10 protein-coding genes and 1 pseudogene are annotated in these 23712 nt (G+C 68.9%); 3 read left to right on the forward strand and 8 right to left on the reverse strand.

Going from position 1 to position 23712, the window contains the following annotated elements; translation table 11 throughout:
* Positions 1 to 65: 65 nt before the first annotated feature.
* Positions 66 to 974 (forward strand): LysR family transcriptional regulator, encoded by a 909-nt coding sequence (locus AOK17_RS05745; protein ID WP_055611211.1) that lies wholly within the window; start codon positions 66 to 68, stop codon positions 972 to 974.
* 176 nt (positions 975 to 1150) lie between these two features.
* Here AOK17_RS05745 and AOK17_RS05750 read toward each other — a convergent pair whose 3' ends face one another.
* The 5 genes and pseudogenes from AOK17_RS05750 to AOK17_RS05765 all read right to left on the reverse strand — a co-directional run bounded on the left by AOK17_RS05750 (position 1151) and on the right by AOK17_RS05765 (position 17697).
* The gene (locus AOK17_RS05750; protein ID WP_055611212.1) at positions 1151 to 2023 is read right to left on the reverse strand and encodes a TauD/TfdA dioxygenase family protein; all 873 of its coding nucleotides are present in this window, start codon (positions 2021 to 2023) and stop codon (positions 1151 to 1153) included.
* 27 nt (positions 2024 to 2050) lie between these two features.
* Complete coding sequence (locus AOK17_RS05755) at positions 2051 to 11416, reverse strand: non-ribosomal peptide synthetase (RefSeq protein ID WP_063997169.1); 9366 nt, start codon at positions 11414 to 11416, stop codon at positions 2051 to 2053.
* Positions 11413 to 15411 (reverse strand): non-ribosomal peptide synthetase, encoded by a 3999-nt coding sequence (locus tag AOK17_RS05760; protein ID WP_281198581.1) that lies wholly within the window; start codon positions 15409 to 15411, stop codon positions 11413 to 11415. The genes AOK17_RS05755 and AOK17_RS05760 overlap by 4 nt, the downstream gene beginning before the upstream one ends.
* Positions 15412 to 15933: 522 nt before the next feature.
* Positions 15934 to 16326, reverse strand: a pseudogene (locus AOK17_RS51970) (cupin domain-containing protein).
* Between the two features lie 165 nt (positions 16327 to 16491).
* Complete coding sequence (locus AOK17_RS05765; RefSeq protein ID WP_055611214.1) at positions 16492 to 17697, reverse strand: glycosyltransferase; 1206 nt, start codon at positions 17695 to 17697, stop codon at positions 16492 to 16494.
* Between the two features lie 470 nt (positions 17698 to 18167).
* On the opposite strand from AOK17_RS05765, the gene AOK17_RS05770 reads away from it, so the two are divergent.
* Positions 18168 to 18812, forward strand: coding sequence for a hypothetical protein (locus AOK17_RS05770; protein WP_342671475.1), 645 nt, complete (start codon positions 18168 to 18170; stop codon positions 18810 to 18812).
* Positions 18813 to 18839: 27 nt separating this feature from the next.
* Here the strand turns inward: AOK17_RS05770 and AOK17_RS05775 are convergent, their stop codons facing one another.
* The 3 genes from AOK17_RS05775 to AOK17_RS50640 all read right to left on the reverse strand — a co-directional run bounded on the left by AOK17_RS05775 (position 18840) and on the right by AOK17_RS50640 (position 22978).
* Positions 18840 to 20516 (reverse strand): RecQ family ATP-dependent DNA helicase, encoded by a 1677-nt coding sequence (locus AOK17_RS05775; RefSeq protein ID WP_425424594.1) that lies wholly within the window; start codon positions 20514 to 20516, stop codon positions 18840 to 18842.
* 408 nt (positions 20517 to 20924) lie between these two features.
* Positions 20925 to 21158: a hypothetical protein gene (locus tag AOK17_RS50635; protein WP_055611216.1), complete on the reverse strand. Its 234-nt coding sequence runs from the start codon at positions 21156 to 21158 to the stop codon at positions 20925 to 20927.
* A 1526-nt stretch (positions 21159 to 22684) separates the two neighbouring features.
* Positions 22685 to 22978, reverse strand: coding sequence for a hypothetical protein (locus AOK17_RS50640; RefSeq protein ID WP_157881272.1), 294 nt, complete (start codon positions 22976 to 22978; stop codon positions 22685 to 22687).
* A 387-nt stretch (positions 22979 to 23365) separates the two neighbouring features.
* Between AOK17_RS50640 and AOK17_RS05785 the strand changes: the two genes are divergently transcribed.
* Complete coding sequence (locus tag AOK17_RS05785; RefSeq protein ID WP_055611217.1) at positions 23366 to 23689, forward strand: hypothetical protein; 324 nt, start codon at positions 23366 to 23368, stop codon at positions 23687 to 23689.
* The last annotated feature ends 23 nt before the right edge of the window (positions 23690 to 23712 follow it).

Genomic DNA, 23712 nt, shown 5'->3' on the forward strand with positions numbered 1-23712 from the left:
GCAAATAGTGGCAACGTATACTCTGCATTGACATCTTCTATGTCATGTCGAAGGTTGGATTTCGAATGAACCTGCGCCAATACGAATACGCCCTGGCCGTCGCCGACGAGGGCTCCATGACAGCGGCAGCAGAACGGCTGGGGGTCACTCAGCCCTCTCTGTCGCAGCAGATCGGCACCTTGGAGAAGCACCTCGGGGTGCAGCTGTTCACCCGCACCCCGAGCGGGGTGACGGTGACGGTGGCAGGGCGGGCTTTCCTCGCGGAGGCGGAGATCGCGACGACCGCATCCCGGCGTGCCATCACGGCCGCACGCGCCGCCGACGGGGAACTGGCAGGCGAACTCATCATGGCTGTCCACATGGGCCTGGGAGCACGCCAGCTGCCCCAGGTGCTGGGGCAGCTGCGCAATCGCCACCCGAAGCTGCAGGTGACTCTCCACGAGGAGCCCGATCCCACGGACATGGAACGACTGGTCCGCCAGGGAACCCTCGACATGGTCCTCGTGCACCACATCCCTGCCGGGTGCACCTTCGACATTCATCCTCTGGGCGAGGAAGCCTACGTCGCCGTCCTGCCGAAAGGGCACCCGCTTCTCTCGGACGGCGCCACCCTGCGCCTGGAAGACCTGGCGTCGGAGGGGTGGATCCGGTTCCGGCGCGCCAGCCTGCTCGACGACTACCTCGCCCGCCTGCTCGCCAACGCCGGCCTCAGCCCGCACACGGTGGCCCGAGCGTCACAGATCTCCACCGCGGTGCGGCTCGTGGCGCAGGGCCTGGGCGTCACTGTGGTCCCGGCCTCGGCCATCCCTGAAGGCTTCGAATCACTGGCCTGCCCGCTGCTGCCCTCCCTGACCGAGCCCGTCCTCGTCGGCGTGCGGCGCAATCCGGGTTCGGCGGAGACGGCCATGCTCGACCATCTCCACCAGCAGAACTGGTGCGGTACAGGACTCCTCTGTCAGCCCGCAACTGTTTGAGCGTTCACTCTCGACGTTGCACCAATATGGAACGGCCTCGGGCCCCCGAAGCCATTTGCGATGCCGCCCTGTCTCCACCGCTCCGATCCGGAACCACACTGGCCGCAGGCAGCGCGGTGAGGTGTCGTGCGCGGGACCGGGGTTCGTGCACGACGCCTCACCTGCTGCTCAGGACATCAGCCCTTGACGGGGCCGCCGTTGATGGCGACGCGCTGGCCGTAGCGGGCGTAGGGGTAGTAGTCGTACGTCGCGTGGTGCTGGACGCACCGGTTGTCCCAGAAGACCAGCGTGCCCGGGGTCCAGCGGACGCGGCAGTGCAGGACCGGCCTGCGGGCGATGGTGTCGAAGAGCATGTCGAGCAGGGCCCGGCTCTCGTCGGCGGAGAGCTGCGGGATGCGGCTGGTGTAGGCCTTGTTGACGTACAGCAGTTTGCGGTCGGTCTCGGGGTGCCGGGCGATGAGCGGGTGTTCGCTCTTGGGGATGACGTAGTCCGCGGGCGGTGTGTATCCCGCCAGGGCCTGCGCGCCGTCGTGTATCGCGGTCATTGGGTCCAACAGGGCACGCATGGCCGGTGAGAGCATGGCGTAGGCGAGGTGCATGTTGGCGAACAGGGTGTCGCCGCCGCATCCCGGCTCGGGTATCTCGGTGATGTAGAGCATCGATCCCAGTGACGGTTCGGCGTCGGCTGTGCCGTCCGCGTGCCAGCCGTTGCCCGCCACGTCCGCAGCGGCGGACGTCGTGCGGATCTCCAGGATGCAGGGATCGCCCTCGGGCGGCGGCGGGTTGACGGGGCGCGGTTCGCCGAAGGCGGTGGCGAAGCGCTTGTGTTGCTCGCCGGTGATCGTCTGATCGCGGAAGACCAGGACGTGGTGGTCGCGGAAGGCGGCCCGGATCTCTTCGAGTTGCTCCGCCGGGATTTCCTGCGACAGGTCGACGCCTGACACTTCCGCCCCGAGAACGGGGGTGATCCGTTCGACCGTGAGCGTGCGGTAGGAGTACACGGGGCGCGTGGTCACCGCTTCCAGTGCTTCGCGTTCGTATGACTCCATGTCAACCTCCAGAAGGGGGGGTGGGGTTTACAGGCCGGTGGTTTCGCGGGTGCTGGCATCCGGGGGTGCCAGCGTCGCCCTGATGGTCTCGGCCACCGTGTCCACGTGGGGTGCCGCGACGATGCCGTAGTGGTCCGTGGGCAGATACCTGAGCACGGCGGACGGAGGCAGGCAGGCGTTCCACTGCCGGTCCGACTCGCGAGGGTCCGCGGGGGCGGGCATGCCCGCCGTGGGGTGTTCGGCCAGCCACAGATACGTGGGGACGGAGACGAGCGGCCGTACGCGATGTTCGCCGAGGCTGCGCAGGTTGGCGCGGCAGCAGCGGGCCAGCCGCTCGGCGTACGCCTGTGCGTGCCCGTTCGGCAACGAGGCGGCTCCGGTCCCGAGTTCGGCGGCGAACACCCTTTCCAGGTGAGTCTCGTCGTAGGCGGCGACCAGCGCCTTTGCCTCGGGCGGTGGCGGATCCAGAAGGTAGAGCGCTTCCGGTGCCCGGCCGGCCGACTCGGCGAGGCCCGCCATCTCCATCGCGACACGGGCGCCGTAGGACCACCCGGCCAGATGAAGCCGGTGGTCCGGTCCGCCGAAGCGCTCACGTAGCTCCGCGTCGTAGTGGTGGGCCCGCTCGGCCAGTGACCATGCGGGCATCTCGGTGTCGCGGAGTGCCGGGTCGGCGATGAGGCACACCGTAGGCGCGGGTCCGAGGGCTGCCACCAGGGAGCGGTAGGCCTGGATGTCCCCACCCACCGGGTGCACCAGGCACAGGACGGCCGAACCGGTTCCCTCCTGCCAGATGTCGAGGACGACCCGGGAGGTGCTTCCGGCCGCCTCGGTGGCGGACCCCGTGGCGGACTCGGTCGCGGGCTCGGTGGAGGCGAGGGCCGCCTCGATGTGTTTGAGGATCTCCGTGAGGCTGACGCGGTGACTGAAGGAAGCCAGGTCGAACTCGACGCCGTAGTCGTCCTCGATCTGGGCGATCACGCTGATCAGGGTCAGCGAGTCGGCGCCCAGGTCGTAGAGGGAGTCCTCGGGGTCCAGTTCGTCCACGCCCAGCAGATCCTGGATCACCCGGGCCATGGCGTCCGCTCGCTCCTCGATACTGCCGGTGTCGGAGGCTTCCTCCTCTGTGTCCGTTGCCGTCGGGTGCGTCGGCCCGGAGCCCGAGGACCGATCCGCGATGCCGACAAGAGCGTAGGCAGGAGCGTAGAAGGCCCGGGAGGCCTCGATGTCCGTTGTGGACACGAGGAGTTGAGGCAGTTGCAGAGCCAGGGCATGGGCGAAGACCGCTTTGCCCTCCTCGACGGTCAGGCCGACCGCGAGGTGGGCCTGATGGCGGCTGTCCGTGTTCAGGACCCGGGTCGCCATTCCGGTCTCGCTCCAGATGTCCCAGCCGATGCCGATCCGGACGGTCGTCTCCGTCTCGGTGGCCCGGTGGTGGGCGAAGCCGTCGAGGAGGCTCGCGCCGGCCGCGTAGTCGCTCTGGCCGACACCGCCGAGCAGGGCGGACATCGAGGAGCAGTAGACCGCGATCTCCGGGCGGAAGGCTCCGATCAGGTGCTCGACGACGAGTGCGCCACGCTCGCGGACCGCGGCGGCATCGCGCATCGCGGTGGCGTCACGTCGTACGAGCAGCCCGCCGTGTCCGAGACCGGCCGCGTGGATGACGCCGTCCAGCCGTGACGTGTGGTCGGCGACGGCCGCCGCCACTTCGTGAACGGGCATGGTCGCGAGATCCGCCGGGACGAGGCCGACACGGTCGGCCCATCCGTCCAACTCCTCGGGCAGCCGCGGGTTTCGCGACAGCAACAGCACCCGACCGCGGGTGTGTTCGAGCAGCCAGGCGGCGATGGCGCGGCCGATGCCGCCCGTGCCACCGAGCACGAGGTGGACGGTGTCCGCTCCAGTCGGTACGAGGGATTGCGTATCCTCCGGCTCCGGTACGGAGACCGTTCCCAGCCGCCACCAGTAGCCCTGCCGCAGAGCGAGTTGGCGGGGTAAGGCCGGTTCGCCGGGATGGCCGGCCTCACGTGTGTTGGCGACGACCGAAGCCACGTGTCCGGCCCAGCGGGTGAGGTCGCCGTCGGGGAGGTCGAGCCAATGGCCGTTCAGGGCGGACTCCTGATGGGCGACCTCGACCGGCCCGGCGAGGAGCGCCAGTTCAGGTCTGTCCACCGCTCCCGTCACGGGCCGGGCGCCGTACGACAGCCACCACACACGTGGGGCGCCGGTTCGCCCGGTCAGCGCCTGGGCCAGGGCCGCCGTGCTGTCCAAGCAGGCATGGCGGGCGTGTTCCAGGGTGCTGGGACCGACCGGCCCTGTCACGTCGAGGGGCAGGGCGTGCACCCACTCCGTGTCGCCGGAGGCCGGGGCACCGTCCTCGGACAGCGCGTCGAGCAGCCGTCGCACAGACGCCGGATCGGCGGGGTCCACGTCGTAGGAGTCCGGCCCTCTGCGGGCGAAGGCGCCGGCCGGGTGCACCCGTATCACTCGCGACGCCACCGCCTTGAAGGGTGCGAGCGCTGTCCGCGGAGTGTCCTCGGAGGCCACGACGACCACGGCGGACGCGCGGTCGGCCGGCGCGGTGGTGTCCGCGACGGCGGCACGGCGCAGCCGGACCCAGTGCGGCTGGTGCAGCCAGTTCTCCCGGGGCAGCCGCCGGGGTGTGGCGGCCGGGGCCTCGCGCGGGTCCTCGGGCAGCCGGTCGAAGTCGTACTCCGCGAGGGAGAACGACGGGGGCGGAAGGTCCCAGGGCGCCGGAGCGGAGCCCGCACCCCAGTCGACAGGGTGTCCGGCGGCCCAGGCCTCGGCGAGATCGTGGGCCGTGCGACCGGCCGCGGAGACCGTTGCGGCGTCCGGGTCCGCGCTACCGGGTTGCACCGCTCCAGCGGCCACCGTGCGCAACCAGCGCTCGGCCGCGGCGGCGTCCGTCACAGGTGCCGCGGCCCGCAGACGGCGAGCGACCCGACCGGCCTGGAGATGGCGCAGCACGAACCTGAGGCGCTCCGGGCGCAGTTGGAGGTAGTCGGCGATCCGAGCGGCGTCGGCGGCCAGGGCGTCCGCGCTGGAGGCCGACAGCACAAGGCACTCGGGCACCTCGCGGGTTGCCACCGGTCCGGGCGTGGTGTCCTGCTCCACGATGACGTGGGCGTTGGTGCCGCCGATCCCGAAGCTGCTGACCGCGGCCACCCGTTCGCGTCCCTCGGGCCAGGGCATGGCTCGGGCCGGGACGTGGAAGGGAGTGGGGTCGGGTCCGATCTCCGGGTTGAAGGCACGGAAGTTGAGGTTGGGCGGGAGCGTCCCGTGGCGCACGGCGAGGACCGCGCGTACGAGGCCCACCACACCGGCGGCTGCGCCCAGGTGGCCGAGCTGACTCTTGACGGAGCTCAGAGCGCAGCGGCCGGACTCGCTCACGTCGAACGCCTGCCGTAGCGCCCCCACTTCGATCGGGTCGCCCAGCCGGGTGCCGGTGCCGTGGGCCTCCACATAGCCGAGGTCGGCGCCTGTGCGTCCGGCGCGGGACAGGGCGGTCCGGATCACCTCCCGCTGTCCGGCCAGGGACGGCGCGGTGTAACTCATCTTCGCCGCACCGTCGTTGTTGATCGCGGAGCCTGTGATGAGTGCGTGGACGGTGTCGCCGTCGCGCCGTGCCTGCCGCAGCGTTTTGAGGACCACGACACCGACACCGCTCGCGCCCACCGTGCCGGTGGCGTCGTCGCTGAAGGGCCGGCAGTCGCCGTCCGCGGAGAAGATGTGCTGGGGGCGGTAGCGGTAGCCGCCGGTCAGCCCGGGGTCGATGAGTACCCCTCCGGCGAGCATCACGTCCGCTTCGCCCTGCCGGAGCAGACCGGCGGCGAGGTGCACGGCGACCAGAGAACTGGAGCAGGCCGTCTGGGCGCTGAAGGCGGGGCCGGTCAGCCCGAGGTGGTACGCCACCTTGGTGGCCAGGAAGTCCTTCTCATGGTGCAGGGCGAGCTGAAAGCCGTCAGGCAGCCGGCCGGGGTCCGCCTCGCGCAGCAGGGACTGGAAGTAGGTGTTCTCCCCGGCACCGGCCACCAGGCCCACCCGGGTGGCCGAGGTGTCCGCCACTCCGGCGTGCGCCAGGGCCTGCACACCGGCCATCAGCAGATGACGCTGCTGGGGGTCCATCAGACGTGCCTCTTGAGGGCTGATGCCGAAGTGGCCCGGGTCGAAGTCGAGCATGCCGTCGAGGGTGCTGTGCGCGCCGATGACTCCTTCCGGCGCTTCGATACGGCGGATTCCGGTGCCGCCGGAGACCGTCAGCTCCCAGAAGGCGGCCAGGTCCGGGGCGCCGGGCACCCGTACCGCCATGCCTACGACCGCGATCGGTTCGCCGGGTTCGGGGGGCCCGTCGTTCCTCGGCGCCGACGGGGTGAGTGGCCGCGGGGCGGTGAGGTGGCGGGCCAGGGAGCGGACGGTGACGTGCTCGAAGAGGTCCGCGACGCTGAAGCGCAGACCGAGTGCCGTGGTGCAGCGCAGGTGGAAGCGCATCAGGGCGAGACTGGAGGCACCCGCCTCGAAGAAGGTCTGGTCGGGTGCGATCGTCGACCCGGTGACCTCCTCGAAGACAGCGGTGAGGCGCTCCTCCTCGGCCGACAGGCCCGTGCGGGCGATCGCGGAACGACGTATCTCTTCCCCCGGTGCCCGCACGACCGCCTGCCGGTCCAGCTTGCCGCTGGGTGTGCGGGGGAGTCTCTCCAGTCTGCGGAAGCGGTCCACACGTACGTAGGAGGGCAGAAGGGCGGACAGGTGCGCGGTCAGGTCGTCGGCGGACGGTGCTTCGCCACGGACTTCAAGGCCTGCCGTCAGCCGGTCGCCGTCACGGGTGACGACTGCGTTGACCACCGCCGGATGGCGCAGCAGGGCTGCCTCGACGGATCCGAGTTCGAGCCGGTGCCCGCTCAGTTTGATCTGCTGGTCGTCGCGGCCCGCGTAGTGCAGCAGGCCCTCACGGTCGAAGAAAGCCCGGTCGCCGCTGCGGTAGAACAGGCCCGCGCCGGGGAGCTCGACGAAGCGGGCGTCGTCGAGTGCGGGTTCGTCGAGGTAACAGCGGGTGGTCATGGTGCCGCCGATCAGCAGCTCGCCGGTGCATCCGGTCGGGGCCGCATCGCCCTGGGCGTCCACCACATGCAGGTCCGCGCCGGCCACCGGTCGTCCGATGGCGGGCCGTTCGGGCCATTGCGCAGGATCTCCCTCCAGACACAGGGCGCTGACCACATGGGTCTCGGTCGGCCCGTAGTGGTTGAACAGGCGCGCGCCGGGGAGTCCGGCGAACCAGCGCCGGATGCTGTCGGTGCACACCAACTGCTCGCCCGCGGTGACCACTTCGCGCAGCCGGGAGGGATACCGGTTCAGGCGGACGGCGTACTCGGCGAGCAGTTGCAGGGCCACGTACGGCATGAAGATCCGCTCGGTGCCGGCGGAGTCCAGCCGGTCCAGGAGTGCGGGCGCGTCCTGACGCCACTCGGGACGTATGAGCTGGAGGGTGCCACCCGTGCAGAGTGTCCCGAAGATCTCCTGGAAGGACACGTCGAACGCCAGCATCGAGAACTGCTGGGTGGCCGCGGGGGCGGTCAGGCCGCCGGGACCTGACTGCCACCTGATCAGGTCGCACAGTGTGCGGTCGTGGATCTGCACGCCCTTGGGGACGCCCGTGGAGCCGGAGGTGAACAGTGCGTACAGGGGGCGTGCGCCGTCGTGTACCGGCGCACCGACCGTGCCTCGGTGATACGTGTGCCCGTCGTACGACGCACTTGTGCCGGCGCCCTCCTGCGGCGCCCGATCCGCCCCCGGTACGAGGAGGTGGCGCACCACACCGTCCGGGAGCAGCGTGTTCAGTGTCGCTGAGCTGTCCTGCGTGGCCAGTACGCACAGCGGGTCGATCTGTTCCAGGACGCGGCGCAGCACGTCGGCCGGGTAGGAGGGGTCGAGAGGGACGGCGGTGACGTTCAGCCTCGCCAGTGCCAGGAGCGCCACCACGTGTTCGGCGGAGGGATCCAGGTACAGGGCCGCCCGGCAGGGGCTGCCGTCGGCCGGGATCGCGTAGCGGTCGGCCAGTTCCGTGGCGAGGGCCGCGGCACGGGCGTCGAGGGCCGAGTAGCTCAGGGTGCCACCGTCGGCCGTGACCACGGCGGGGGAGTGCGGAGTGCGGGCGACCTGCCGGCCGAAGCCTTCGGCGATCGTGGTGAAGCCGGGTTCCGGGGCGGGTCCGCGCCCGTGCTCCGGGAGGGACCGCCGGTACGGCACGACGAGTTCACGAGCGGTGGAGCGGCCACCGGCCGCGAGTGCGTCCACGCCCCGCCGGAACAGTTCCGCCATCGCCTCGACGTCCTCACCGGTGAACCGGTCCTCGGCGTACTCCCACAGCACGTCGAGTCCGTCCGCGTGCTCGACCACGGAGACCGTCATCGGGCACTTGGCCTCCGGTGCCGCTAACCACAGGGGGCGTTGGGTGCAGCCGGGCAGCCGCAGCGCCCCGAAGTCGGTGTTCTCCAGGACGAACAGGAAGTCGAACGGTGTGCTGTCGCCGACGGCCTCCCAGCCGGTCAGGACGTCCGTGAGCGCCACGTCCTGGCGTCCCAGAACCTGCCCGGTGTCGCTCTTCGTGCGGGCGAGGTGAGAGCGAAGGTCCTCACCGGGCGCGACGGTCAGGGGCAGCAGCACGGTGTTCGCCATCATGCCCACGCTGTTCTCGAACTCGCGCACCGGGCGGCCCGCGGCCGGGGCGGCGATGCGCGGGCGGAGCAGACCGGTCACGCCGTACAGGCACCAGGAGAACACGCTCAGCAGGACCTGGAACCCGGTCAGTCCGAACTCGGTGCACAGCTGGTCCACCTGGGCGCGCCGAACGACGTCGAGCGACGTGTGCAGCAGGCGCGCCCGCGGTGCCGGGCCCGCGCCCTGGGCAGGCAGCGGCTCCTGCGGCTCCTCCAACCCCTGGTAGAACGCGAGGAGTTCATCGCGTTGCGCGCGGTAGGCGGTGCTCGCGAACCGGTCGCTCTGCCAGCCGGCGAAGTCCAGCGGGGTCGGAGCGGGTGCCTCGTGCCCGCCGCTTCCGGCGTAGGCGGCCGACAGGTCGTGCAGCAGGATGCTCAACGACCAGCCGTCCACGGCGATGTGGTGCAGGTGCAGCAGGAGTGTGCCGCCGCCGTCACGCGGCAGCCAGCAGGCCCGGAGCATGCGGGGGAGGGCGAGGTCGAAGGGCTCGGCGAAGAAGGTGTCGGCGAAGGCGTGTGCTTCTTCCTCGTCCCAGGTCTGCCGGCGGCCCGGCTCGTGCCAGGGGTCGTACGGCTCGCCGACGGTCTGTTCCAGGCCGTCCGGGCCGAGGCCGAAGCTCGTCCGCAGCGCCTCGTGGCGTGTCACCAGGCTGCGCAGGGCTCGCCGGAGGGCAGCGGTGTCGACCGGTCCGTCCAGGCGGAAGGCCTGGTTGACGGAGTAGGCCCGGGAGCCCGGGGCGCGGCGCTCCATCAGCCACAGCCGCTGCTGTTCGCTGGTGGCGGGCGCCGAGCGGGCACCGGAGACCACCGGTGCCGGCACAGCGCCCTCCTCGCCGGGACGGACCGTGGTGAGCGAGAGGGCGACGGCGGCCAGGTCGCCGTGGAGGACGGCCGCCTGGGTCAGCTCGCGGCCCCATCGCCGTCGTACGGCGAAGCAGAACCGAAGCGCTTTCAAGGAGTCACCGCCGCTGGCGATCCACCGGTCGCCGAGCCCGAGGCCGGTCGTGCCGAGTATCTCCTCGGCCAGTTCGACGACCTGGCGCTCCGTCTCCGTAATGGGCGGTCCGTCGGAACCGGGGGAGGCGGGCCGCCAGGGCTGGTCGGCCTGCCGCAACAGGGCGGCCTGGTCGATCTTGCCGTTGGCGTTGAGCGGAAGCTCGGCCACGAGATGGATCTGGTGGGGACGCATGTAGGCGGGCAGGTGGGCCGCCAGGTGGCTGTCGAACTCCTCGTAGGACAGCTCCTGTTGGAGGACGACGAACGCCAGCAGTTCGTTGGGCCCCTCCTGGCCCGCGCGACGCGTGCACACGTAGGCCCGCTGGACCGCCGGGTGGGTGAGAACGCGCCGCTCCACCTCGCCGGGCTCGATCCTGAAGCCACGGACCTTGACCTGGCGGTCGGTTCGTCCGACGTACTCCAGCAGACCCTCGTCGCCGGCCCGTACGAGATCGCCGGTGCGGTAGTACGGCTCCTCGCCACCGTCGAGCCACGGCAGCCGTACGAAACGCCGCTCGGTCTCCTCGGGAAGGTTGCGGTATCCGACGGCGAGTCCGGCTCCGCTCAACAGGAGTTCGCCGACCTCACCGGGCGCGGCGACCCGCTCCTGGCCCGGTACGACCAGCACCGCACCGGTCTGCGGCAGCGGCCGGCCGATCGGCACCACGTCCCCGTCGAAGTCGCGCGGGATCGGATGGCACAGGGCGAAGGTGGTGGACTCCGTCGGCCCGTAGATGTTGAACAGACGGGTGCCGCTGTCGGCATTGTCCCGGTACCAGCGGCGCATCACGTGGGGGTTGAGCTGTTCACCGCCCACAAGAACCTCGCCGACCGAGGCGAAGCAGTCAGGCACAGCCGTGACCATCGCGTTGAACAGCGCCGTGGTGACGAAGACGGTGTCCACGCGCTCGTGCCGCAGTGCCGCGGCGAGCCGCTCGGGAGTCTGCGCCTTCCCGTCGCTGAGGACCACGCAGCAGCCACCGGTCAGCAGGGGCACCCAGACTTCGAAACTCAGCGCGTCGAATGCCGGATTGGCCATGCAGGCGTAGCGCAGCCCGGGCTCGACGCGGATGTAGCCGGGTTGAGCCAGTCGCCGGACTCCTGCGTCACGGACCTCAACTCCCTTGGGCTGCCCCGTCGTTCCGGAGGTGTAGAACAGGAAGGACACCTCGCCGGGCGCGGACGGTGACCCCACGGCGGCAGCGGCATCCGGAGGTTCGGGAACTGCGGGCAGAAGGGCGTCCGCGGCGAACGCCGGCACGTCCTGCGGGAGGTCGGTGACGCTCTCGACCGTGTCGTACACCACGGCGACCGCGGCGGAGTCCCGGAGGATGAAGTGACGGCGTTCGGCGGGGCTCTGGGTGTCGAGGGGAACGACCTGCGCTCCCAGCCGCAGAATGCCCAGCATCACGCTGATCAGCCGCCACGACCGCGGCATCGCCACCGCCACCGCCTGCCCCGCGGTGATGCCCTGGCGTTCCAGCTCCTGGGCGACGGTCGCGGATGCCACGTTCAACGTCGCATAGTCGAGGCGGACTTCGCCGTCGACGACCGCCTCGGCGTGTGGTGTGCGAAGGGCTCGGCGGTGAATCTCGATGGCTGTCCCGGTCGGGGCGCTCATGTCCTCGGCCACGTCGGTGCGGGACGTTTCGACGCGCGGTTTCATCGTGCCTCCGACGTGCCTGAAGGTGCTGTGCGGGCCGTCTCGCCCTGTTCGGGGGCGGATGCCAGGCGGTGCAGTTCGGCGGTGAGGACGGCGGCGACGCGGGGCAGTTCATCGCTCTCCAACATGTCCCAGTGGCCGCAGGCAACCGGCTCGACCACGAACTCACCGCTGACGCGGTGCCGCCAGAAGGCGCGTAGACGAGCGGCAGCGTCCTCGACGTCCGCGTCCTCGTCCTCCACGGCCGTCGCCTGCATCAGCACGACGCGGGCGGGCGATTGGGGTACGGCGTAGTCGCGCCCTGTCTCGCGATGGTGGTTGTAGACGTTCAGGTACCGGGCCACCTGGTCGTCGTCGATACCTGGGTACATGCCGTTGAAGCGCACCAGCTTCTCCCGGAACTCTGCCATGCCGACCGGCGCGATCGCGGCGCGCTGCTCGTCGTCCTGGGCGCCGTGGGTGTCGAGGAGGACCACGCTCACCTTCTCGTGTCCGGCCGCCACCAGGCGGCGGCCCATCTCGTAGGCGATCAGACCGCCGTAGGAGAGTCCGCACAGCACCAGTGCCTCGTCGGCACGGGGACCGACGAGCCGCAGATACTCCTCGGCCATCGCCTCGACACCGGGCAGGGTGGACTCGCCGGGATTGATGCCGGGTGCCTGAAGTCCCACCACGCCGATGTCGTCGGCCAGTTCGGCGGACAGAGGCAGGTAGCAGAACGCGGTGCCGCCGGCGGGATGCACACACACCACGCGCTGTCGGTCGCCGCCCGCACGGAATTCGACCAGGCTGCCGGGTTCCCCGGACTGCACGGCATCCCCGCCGCCCGCGCGCACCCGCGCGGCGAGCGCCTCGATGGTGGGGTGCAGCATGACGTCCCGGACGGGCAGGGCGACGCCGAGTTCCTCCTGGACGGCGGACGCCATCTTGATCGCTGATATCGAAGTGCCGCCCAGCTCGAAGAAGTTGTCACTGATGCCGATGTCCGGGTGCAGCAGCACCCCGCGCCAGACCCGGTACAGCGCCATCTCCACCTGGTCGCGGGGCGCGGCCGTGTTGACCGGCCCCGCGCGGGTTCCTGCCGCGGTGCGCAGCACCTCTGTCCGGTCCACCTTGCCGCTGCGGTTCAACGGCAGTCGCGGGAACTCGACCACCACGGCGGGGATCATGTAGTCCGGCAGACGGTCCTTGAGGGCCGCACGCCACTCGTACGGCATCCGCGTGGCCTCGGCGTCGCATCCCACGCCGGCGATCAGGCGGGGGCCACCGGGTGTGTCGCGATCGGCCAGGACGACGGCCTCCCGGACCCCGGGGACCGCCAGCAGCGCCGCCTCGACCTCGCCGGGTTCGATGCGGAAGCCGCGCAGCTTGAGCTGGTCGTCGCGGCGGCCGACGTACTCGGCGTTGCCGTCCGGCAGCCAGCGCGCCAAGTCGCCGGTGCGGTAGAGGCGTTCACCGGGGACGAACGGGTCGGGCACGAAGAGTTCGTCGGTGAGGTCGGGGCGGTTCAGATATCCACGGGCCAGACTCGCCCCGCCGAGGTAGACCTCTCCGGTGACTCCCACGGGTACCGGGCGCATTCGGTCGTCGAGCAGGTACAGGCGTGTGTTGCGCAGTGGCCGCCCGATGGGACAGGACCGCTCGTACGGCTGCGGGTCGGTGTAGGCCGTGGCGTAGAGGGTGGCCTCGGTCGGGCCGTAGCCGAAGCAGATGCGCAGGCCGGGCAGCAGCTCACGCATGCGGTGCAGGGTGCTCTCAGGCAGGGACTCCACTCCGGTGAGGAGCTGACGCAGGTTTGATCCGGCCAGGCGTGTGGCCGGGTCCTCGCCGATCCACAGGACGTAGGAGGGGGGCAGGAACGCCTGGGTGACCTTGCGTTCGCGCATCCAGTCCAGCAACGCCCGTGGATCTCCACGGAGTTCGTCGGGGACCAGGTGGAGCACGGCACCGGTGGTCAACGGGACGAGGAGTTCGTGCACCGACGCGTCGAAGCCGATGCTCGACCAGGCCGATGACGCCTCGCCGGGGGAGTCCCCCATGAGTTCGCGCCAGTGGTCGAGGAGATTGACGACGCTGCCGTGTGTCACCGCCACGCCCTTGGGCCGGCCGGTCGATCCAGAGGTGTAGATGACGTAGGCGAGCCGAGTCAGGTCCGTGTCGATGGCCGGCGCCTCGTCGTGCGCCCCCTCTGCCTCCACCTTCGCCAGGTGCTCCCACAGCTGTCCGTGGTCGTCCGCGGTGTCCGTCCGGTCGGTCAGCACGAGGACCGGTGCGGCGTCGCTCACCATGGCAGTGAGCCGCTCCGGGGGCTGGCCGGGGTCGAGGGGCAGGTAGGCGGCTCCGGACTTGAGGATGCCGAGCACGCCGATGACGAGTTCGGCCGTACGTCCGACGTGCAGGCCCACCACTCGATCGGGACCGGCACCACGGGCGATCAGTGCATGGGCGAGACGGTTGGCCCGGCGGTCCAGGGTCGCGTAGTCCAGCTCCGCGTCACCGGCCACCACCGCACACTGCCCGGGTCGTTGGCGGACCTGCGCGGCGAAGCGCTCCAGCACGCCCTCCGATGCCGGGTCCGTCACGGTGGGCCCCGTGCTGAAGGTGGCAAGGAGTGTCCGCTGCTCGTCCTCGTCGAGCAGCGTGAGGTCGGCGATCTCGGCATCGGGCTGTTCGGTCATCAGGCGCAGCACGCGCAGGAATTGACGTATGTACCGTTCGATCGTCGTCCGGTCGAAGAGCGCCACCGCGTAGTCGATCTCCCCGGTGAGGTGCCGGCCCTCGTCGGCCAGGGCCAGGACCATGTCGAACTTCGCGGGTGTGTGGGCGGCGTCTTCCCGTAACTCGACCTCCAGACCCGGAAGTTCGAGTTCCTTCCGCATGGAGGGGACCCAGGCGAACATGGTCTGGAACAGGGCCGTGTAGGCGGGGCTCCGCGGTGGGTTGACCAGTTGGACGACTCGCTCGAAGGGGAGGTCGACGTGCTTGAGAGCGTCACGGATCGTCTGGTTCACCCGCTTCAGGGCGTCCTTGACACTGGGGGAGCCGGAGAGGTCCGCGCGCAGGGCGAGGGTGTTGACGAAGAAGCCGATCAGACCCTCGACGTCGCCGCGTCGGCGGTTCGACGTGGGAGCGCCGACCACCATGTCGTCCTGCCCGGAGAGCAGGGACAGCAGTACGGACCAGCCGGTGAGGACGGTCGCGTAGAGGGAGACATCGTTGTCAGAAGCCAAGGTGCGCAGGGCTCGTGTCAGATCCTCGTCGACGGTCACGGGCAACCGGTCGCCGTGGAAATCCTGTTCGGGTGGGCGCGGCCGATCGGTGGGCAGGGAGATCACGGTCGGGGTGCCGGCCAGTGCGGTGGTCCAGTGGTCGGCGTGCGAGGCGGGCTCGTCTCCCGACATCCAGTCCCACTGCCAGCGCGTGTAATCGCTGTACTGCCAGGTCAGTTCGGGCAGCGAGACGTCCTGCCCCTGCTGAAGCGCGGAGTACACCAGACCCAGCTCTTTGAGCAGCAGGGAGCGGGACCAGCCGTCGAAGACGATGTGATGGACCACCAGGATCAGTACGTGATGGTGCGGTTGGAGTGCTATCAGGCAGCCGCGCGCCATGGGCTCCTCGCCCAGGCGGAACGGGGCGCCCTCCACCTCTGACCGTATGCGTGTGAACCGTTCAGCCGCGTCCGGCAGCCCCGTGAGATCCTCGAAAGCCACCGGGAACCCCGTGTCCGGCGGATCGACGACTTGAAGAGCCGAACCCTCGAAGGGGACCAGCCGGGTGCGCAGGGCCTCGTGGCGGGCCGCGAGCAGATGCAGCGCCGTGATGAGCAGGTCCCGATCGAGCGGTCCCCGAATGTCGAAAGGCATCGGCTCGTTGTAGGCGGCGCTGGCGTCTCCGTCCATGCGCGCCATGACCCATAGGCGTTCCTGCGCCAGTGACAAGGGCGCGGATTTTGTCTCTTCGTCTGAATGATTACTGACTGCGATTCGGGGTAAGGACACGGATTACCCTTCACGAGAAGAGAACGCGGCGGAAATCAGGTCCGGCGTTCCCGGAGTATCAGACTGACGTCCGGAATGCGTGTGTTGCAATCAAAGTACGGTCTGAAAACAATGCTTGCGGAAGAGGCTCTTCGGCGGACCGCGGCTGGGGGACCAGCTGTCCGGCCTGGTCAACTTCCTCGTAGCGCTGCTGTGTGAACAGCATGGACAGTGGACCGTACGGGATTTCGAACCGGATCTTCGCAGGCTCGTCGGAGTCTCGCGCGAGGTTGTGGAAATCGCCACCTGTCAATCAAAACTCCGTCAAATTTGCGCGAGATGCATGCCGGGTGGCGATTGTGGATGCTTCTGTTTATTCGGCCACCCCAGCGGTGGCGCATTTCGGGTGATGCTAAATGCGCTCCGATCAGATGGTCAACCGTGACCAACGCCACATCAATTCGGTGACGGAATACTGTTTGCGCTCGACATGCGACAATAAGAGGTTTGCCAGAAGATAGCGGAAAAAATGAGGCCAATGGTTCACTTCGGTCGTGCCGCGCCCTCCTCGGGGACGGCGTATCCGGAGACGGAAGGCCGTCGAAAGATCATGGCCACGGAGTCGCCCTCGGCGAACCAGGAGTGAGCCACCCTGGCCCCGGACGACGCAATCACCCCGCCGCTCCAGCAGCACGCTGCGGCCGGGGAACTGCATGCGGAAGCGCCCTGCGACGAGAATCAGCAGAGCCGTCCGCACCTCACCCTTCACCTGCCGCGCTTGTTGCTCACCGCGTGGGTGGACACCCCATGTGACCGCGACGGCGTCACTGTGGCGGGAATCGGGGAATCGCCCTGCTCCTTGAAGTGCCCGAGTGGCCGTCCCTGGTCCACTGTCGCGTCCTTGCCCGCACCGCCTGCGTACACGCCGTCATCCATGAACCCGGGCGCCGACAATCGAGGGTGCGGTGTCCGCCGCAGTGTGATCGATGTCGGCGTGATCGGCCGCAGGCCATGTTCTCCACATGCCAAAGCCCCGGACGGGTTCACCCTGCCCGGGGCTCACTCGCCCGGATCGGTTCGAGCGCTACGGGCCGGCGTTGTTCACCGCGTCCCGTCGACCAACCGGCGCGCGGCCACCTCCGCTCCGGCGGCGCGGAACCGGCTTCCCAGGGACTTCGCACGCGCCCGGGTCTCGGGCGACAGAGCTGTCTTGAGCGCGATGCCCAGAGATCCGACGGTCGTGGTCGGAGCGTCGAGGGCCGCACCGAGGTCCAGTGCAGCCACCTGGCCGGCCCAGTACGGGTTGTCCGACAGTTGGAGAGGTATCACCACTTGCGGCGCGCCCGCCCGGGCCGCCGTCAGCGTCGTGCCCGCGCCACCGTGGTGGACGACAGCGGCCACCTTGCCGAACAGGTTCTGATGGCTGACCTCGCCGATGGCGAAGCAGTCGTCCCCGTCGTCGACGAGATCCAGGTCGGCCCAACCGCGGGACACGAGTACGCGGTGCCCCTGTGCGCGGATCGCCTCGACGGCCATGCCGCCGATGCCTTCGGCCGGGGACATACTGCCGAACCCCACATAGACCGGCGGGGTGCCCGCGTCCAGGAACCTCACCAAGTCCGCCGGGAGGGGCCGTTCGTCCGGGAGGGCCCACGCGCCGGTCTGTACGACGTCGAGGCCGGGGGTCTCCCGCCACGACCCCAGGACCGGGTCCGCCGCCAACCACGGACGGTCGGTGAGGATGTGATCGCGCACGTTGTCCACCAACGGCAGACCGAGGGCTGCCCGGTGACTGTTGAGTGCCTCGCCGAACTGCGCGTTGACTTTCTGGGCGTCCAACTCCCACAGTGTCCGGTTGTCGGCGACCTCGGGCTTCGGCCAGCCAGGCCGCGGCGGTGGCGCGTGGTGCGGCGACGGCAGGTGGACCGCCGCATAGCTCACGTACACATAGCGGATACCCGCGGCCTCGGCCACGGATCGCGCGGCGACCTGCCCCAGACCTGCCGCCAGCACCACGTCACATCCGTCGAACGCCACAGGGAAGGTGTCGAACTGCGTCTCGACCAACTCGTTCCTGTAGCGGGCCAGGTCCGTTGCCGAGGGCAGGCTCTTCCCGCGCATCAACTCCCTGACGGGTGGCCCGACCGGCACCAGCTGCACTCCGATACCCGAGAGCCGCTTGGCGAATTCCTCGTCCGGCGGGGCGCACATCCTCACCGCCGCGCCAAGCGCCCGTAGCCGCACCGCGAGTGCCACCAGCGGTTCGACGTCGCCACGTGTCCCGTATGTAGACAACAGCACCCGCATTCAGCGTCCTCTTTCGTCGAGTCTTCCCTGCGCTTGTGTCGTTTCCGCCGGAGCCCGGGGTGATGGCCGGCAGCGGCGATACGTCGGGCGTCAGGAATGATCGGCAGCAGTGTAGGTCGCCTGTCGCCCAGGGCGGGCGCCGGTCGCCTCGCGTCGTCGCGCTTGGCCGCATCGGTCAACTCGCCTATCCGTCAGCAGACTTGTGCCTTCGGGAGCTGTGCCGGTAACAGTCCTCGCGGTGGCCACGGTGCGCGTGGGGCCGGAGGTTCGACGTCGGCCGACTCTGGGCAGTCTGTGCTCGGCGAGGTGTGCAAGATCCCCCATCGTCCACACAACCGGAGTGCTACGCGATGCAGAGTTCGTCCACACCCGTACCTGATGTTTCGGTCATCCTGCCCTGCGCCGGAGACGGAACCCGTTTCGGTGCGCCCTACCCGAAGGAACTGCATTGTCTGGCTCCTGGGGTCACCGTGCTGGACCGCAGCCTGGAAGCCGTCGTCGAACTCGCCAAGAGCGGACTCAATGTGCGCCTGGTCGTCGTGTTCGGAACACACAAACTGGACACGGTGAGTTATCTCGCTCGCTATGCCGACACCTTCCAGATGGTCTTCGTCTACCAGGACGAATCGTGCGGACCTGGTCTCGACGGGGCGATCCGATCCGCCCTGCCAATGACTCAGGGGCCAGTGGCCCTCGTCCTGCCTGACATCGTTGTCGCGGGGTCGGACGCGCCGGGCAAGCTCCTTGACGCCTTACGGCAGGTGGAGGTGGCGGGCTGGAGCGTAGTGGCCGCCGAGGAGCGGGATCACGACACGTTGCGGCAGATGGGTGCGTTGGCCGTGGTCGAGACGGGAGGCGTCCTGACCGTGGGGGCGGCCACCGACAAGCCGGCGGATCCCTCGGGCTTCAACGCGTTCTGGGGCATGGTGGCCGTCACCGAGCGCGAGGCGCACAAGCTGCCCGACGTCATGGCCATGGGAACGGCCAACCCGTTGGTCGGCGCTGTCGCTCTCATGGTGGAGGGGATCGTCAACTACAACACCCCCGCAGGTCCTGACAGCGGTCATCGCCCTCTCACCAGCCCGGTGACCCCGTCCTGCCCGGGCTTGCCGTGACAGCTGACCGGACGACCGGGCCTCCGTCTAGGAAGCGGCTGTGAGCAGGTTCTTCTCCAGGATCACCGGCAGTGACAGGGTTCGGTAGCCGACCGAGGCGAACAGGACGGTGATCCGGTTGTCCTCCTCGCTGAGGACCTCGCCGTCACCCCACTGCGGGTGGTGGACCGCGGTGCCGGGCGGAAACGGGTGGTCGTGGCGCGTGGGTGAGGCGGTCCGGGGGCGGGACATGCCGGGGACGGCGCCGACTGCGGCTTCGGGGCCGGTGGGCCGCTGTTCGCATCGGTCGCAGTTGCCGCAGGGGGAGTTGAGGCGCTCGCCGAAGTAGCCGAGCAGGAAACGCCGTCGGCAGCCGGTGGTCTCGGCCAGGCCGCGCATCATGTCGACCCGGGAGCGTTCCATGCTCTCGTGCGCGGTGCCCAACTCCACGGCCCGCGTGGCGGTTTCCTCCGCATCGGCCCCGGGGACCGGGGCCACCTTTCCGCGTTCCGTGGTGAGGGCTCCGGCACTCTCCAGGAGGTTGAGGACGGCGGTCAGCCGGCTGGCGGACAGGCCGGTCTCTTCCTGGAGTTCCGTCGGTGTCACGGGGGTCGCACGGTCCCGTACGAGGCGGGAGACGTTGGCGATGGTGTCCGCGTCTGGGCGGCCGGTGGAGAAGAACTTCTGCAGGCCCAGGTCCTCGACGCGGTAGTGCAGGATGGCCCGGGACGGCTCGCCGTCCCGGCCTGCCCGGCCTATCTCCTGGTAGTAGGCGTCGAGGGACCCGGGCACCGAGGCGTGCAGTACGAACCGTACGTCGGGTTTGTCGATGCCCATGCCGAATGCCGAGGTGGCCACCACCACGTCCAACTCGCCGCCGAGAAAGCGGTCATGGACCGCGCTGCGGTCGGCCGACCGGCTGCCCGCGTGGTAGGCGGCGGCGCTCAGGCCGAGTTCGCTCAGCTCGGCGGCGTACGCATCGGCGTCCTTGCGGGTGGCGACGTAGACGATGCCCGGCTTGGGCTCGGCCGCAGCCCGCTCCACCACGGCGCGCCGCTTGGCCGCGTTGTCCAGGAAGTGGGTGACCTCCAGGCGGATGTTGGGCCGGTCGAACCCGGCCACCACCTCGTGGGCCTTGCGCATGCCGAGCTGCTCGACGATGTCGGCGCGCACCGGTGCGGCGGCGCTGGCGGTGAGGGCGAGGATGGGAGGGCGCCCGATGCTCTCGGCGGCCTGCCGGAGCCTGAGGTAGTCCGGCCGGAAGTCGTGGCCCCAGGAGGACACGCACTGCGCCTCGTCCACGACGAAGAGGGACGGTCTCAGCGCGGCCAGCCGCTCCAGCACGTCCTGCTTGGCGAGCTGTTCCGGGGCGAGGAAGAGAAACCGGGCCGTTCCGTCGCTCACGCTCTCCCATGCCTGCTCGTTCTGCGTCCTGGACATCGACGAGTTGACGGCGACGGCGGTCTGGCCGCTGTTCCGCAGCAGTCCGGCGATCTGGTCCCGCTGGAGAGCGATCAACGGTGACACGACGAGCGTCGGACCGGGGAGCAGCATGCCCGGCACCTGGTACACCGCCGACTTGCCCGAGCCGGTCGGCATCACCACCATGGCGTCCCTGCGGCGCATGACCGCTTTCATCGCGGTGAGCTGGCCGGGACGCAACTCGTCCCATCCGAAGGCCACCCGCGCGGCTCTGCGGAGACGGCGGGCGACGAACAGGCTGATCGGCAAAGGGACTCCCGAAGCGGTTGCGCGCGACCGGGACGGAACCGGACGGGCGGTGGTGGGTCTAGTGCCCGCCCCGGCCCGAAGCAGTCCGATCGCCAGGCGCGGACTGCGACGGCACGGTCGCGGCAGGCCCGCGAGCGTCACGACTGCCTTGAGGGGCTCTTGCCTCGACCGTGCTGCCGGCACGGCCAGCACGTCCTTGCCCATCTGCGCGACGCAAGGAGCCCCGGCTGCAGCTTGCGTAGACCGCGCGGGAACGGCTTCTCGCCCTGGCGCGGGGCTGGTACGAGACGCGGGGCTCGTACGAGAGGGGCGCGGTCGAGGAGTTGCGGCGCAGGACGGGCGCGCCGGCCCGGCGCTGTCTGAGGGTGCCAGGTATCCCTCACACACTGTGCCGCACCGGTTCTAGCTGCAGGTCCGGTAGTTGTAGCCCGCGATACGTCCGCTTTCGGTGCCGTCGGTGAAGTGGTAATAGCCGTCGCTGCCACGCGAGAGATAGATGCGGTTGCTGATGCTGATGTAGTAGGACACGGTGGTGCCGGTCGTCCCGCCGGCGGAGTTGCGCAGCCAGGTGCCGGCCTTGGTCCAGGTGTTCTCCCTGCGGGGTAGCCGGCGAGACCGTACAGCGCGAGCGCACACTGCCCCCGTGCGGCAAGGGAGTCGGCGTCCTCGGTGCCCGAGGCTGTGGATACATCGGTGAGGAGCTGCTCGTTACCCAAACGTCCCGTGGCTGTGCATCTTCCGGAGCGGTACAGGCCAGTCGACCCGCGCGGTCGGCATCGGTGGTTGTGGTGCTTGTTGCTCAACTTTTCTGGGGCCCTCCCACGTCAGCGGGAGGGCCCCAGTAGGGTTGAGCACGCAGCCTTCCGGTCGCCGCCGGCAGCCCGACGGCGGCGGCCGGCTCCCGCGACCGGTCTGGCCGGCGCGGGAGTGAAGCGGGCACCACGGCTGCTGGTCCGAACCGGAACGCCCTGGCGACAGCCGGGCCATGGGCCTGCTGCAGGTGTTCACTGGGTCCCCCGGAAACGGGGCCGCGGCGCGGGAACGACGGCGAATGCCCGTGGTGCCGTGGCCTGCGGCAGGCCGACGCCCGGCCGCCGGAGTGCTGCCCTGCCGCGACGGGCCAGGCCGAAGAGCCCGGGCCGGTCCTGGCACTCATGATCTGTTACGAGTCCTACGCGAATGGTGCACAGATTGCTTGCGCCGCAACACCTCCGACCGGCAGGCCGGTCATTTGTACGGTCGCGCCGCCCAGATACGGTTGCACCCAGCGAAGGAACGACCTACCCGAGTCAGAGAGGCTGCCACCTCCACCCACTCCATGCGCCACTCGGCCTCCGGGGCAACCGACGGCCACGGATGAGCCGTTCGCTACGTTCGAAGCTGTTGTGGTGTTCGCTAGCGGAGCTGCGCAGATTGCTATTGCGGTCACTCGCCAAGGTGCTCCGTACGGCCGGTACTCTCGTCCGGTAGCGCGAGCGATATCGCGAGGACCCGATGAACGGGCAAGCTGAATCCCTATCTCGCCGGATGAGTCACTGACGTTTGCGCCAGTGCCAAGAACCCTCAAGTCACCAGGGCAATTAACTAATACCTGCTGGAACTGTTGAGACTGGTTAGAGGGAGTACGGTTGTTGACGATGACATACCCGTCTGGCCGGTCTGCATCCGGTGCGCAAACTGCGTAAGCCCACATGTACCACGCCCCGTTGAACCCCGGAGGTGCAGCCGCCGCAGCGAAGTAGAAGTCCTCTGCTGGCGTGTGAGACGGGATCAAGTGTGTCAGCATAATCACCTGCTGGTCACCCTCGTTGAGTGTCGCAGCTCCCCCGCCTACCACAAACTGTCCGTCTGGGCAGTGCGCCTCAGCCCCCTTGGTCCGTTCTGTGTTCCAAGAGGTTGGAGGAGATTGAACCACGGTTGTTTGCAATGCCGCAGCTGGAGCGGGAATCGCTAACTGCACTACAACCATGCCAGCGAGCAAGGTTAAGATCGCCGCCACTTTGGTCCACTTCCCCGCTGATGCTTCTCTCAAGAAAATCGCCTTCTCCAGAGTGTTGTGTTGCGCGAGACTCGATGAGAGGCAGAAACTGCTGGATGATTTCCGCAATGTTGTCAACTGATTGGTGCTGAGCATTACGGAACCTTGCGATAGCTCTACGTGTTCAGCATGAGACGGCGACATTCACACAAGCGAGAATGAAACCACCGAGTGCGCCCGCAGGGCCACCAATGACGGCACCTACGGTGATGGATGCCAAGCCGTTCACGAATGCAGCATCGCAGCCGTTCATACCCCTAGGGGTTATGCCGTCGCCGGTGATCCCCATGCGACGTTGCAGAATGTCCGCAACGCTGTTTGAAACTTGCCGACTCTGTGCCGTTGAGATCTCGGCACCGCCAAGATCAAGAAGAGGAGTCATGCCGCTCTTCTCCAGGTTGGCGAGAGTCTCGTTCAAGTGCTCAACGAGTACAGCGCTCCTGGCTTAGCGAGGCTCAGGAATTGCCACGGCCACACGCGAGCGCAACACCTCGACTACCGCAATGATCCCATTGGTCACTTTCTTTTCCATGGCAACCTTCCGTTGCCGTTGCCGCTGCACGAAATCGATCAGAGCGGCTACCTGCCTCTGAAAGTGGTGAGCGTGAGCACAACGTACTCCGATTTCCGAATCCGCGTCAGTGCTACAGCTTCATGCAATTGGTTCTGTCGGTAGTTGGTGACGTCAGTTGTTCGTGAAAGCTGACGGCACCAGGTGATGGCCCAGAAAGATGTTCGCGAATTCTGACGTCACCATCGGGGTTGCGGTGTCAAGCTGGATGTGCTCAGTAAAGGAGCACCCCCGATGCCGCCTGGCCAGTCGAAGTTCGAGTTGTACGCCGCGCTGCGGCGCGACTCCCGCGATGGCATGTCGGACCGGGCGTTGCAGTGCAAGTACGGCGTCACCTGGAGCACTGTCAACAAGGCCCTGACCTCGGCTTGGCCACAGCCACGCACGACAACCGCTTCGGCGCGGCCGTCGAAGCTTGATCCGTTCACGCTGCTGATCGACGAGATCCTGCTCATTGATCTGGACGCGACCAGGAAACAGCGCCACACCGTCCCCCCGGATCTACCGCCGTCTGATCGACGAGCACTCCTCGTCCGAGGCGTTGCGTTGACCACTTGAACCCGCACCGATGAGAGGGCGCA

It is taken from the genome of Streptomyces phaeochromogenes, from assembly GCF_001418655.1.
GTDB classification, from domain to species: Bacteria; Actinomycetota; Actinomycetes; order Streptomycetales; family Streptomycetaceae; genus Streptomyces; species Streptomyces phaeochromogenes.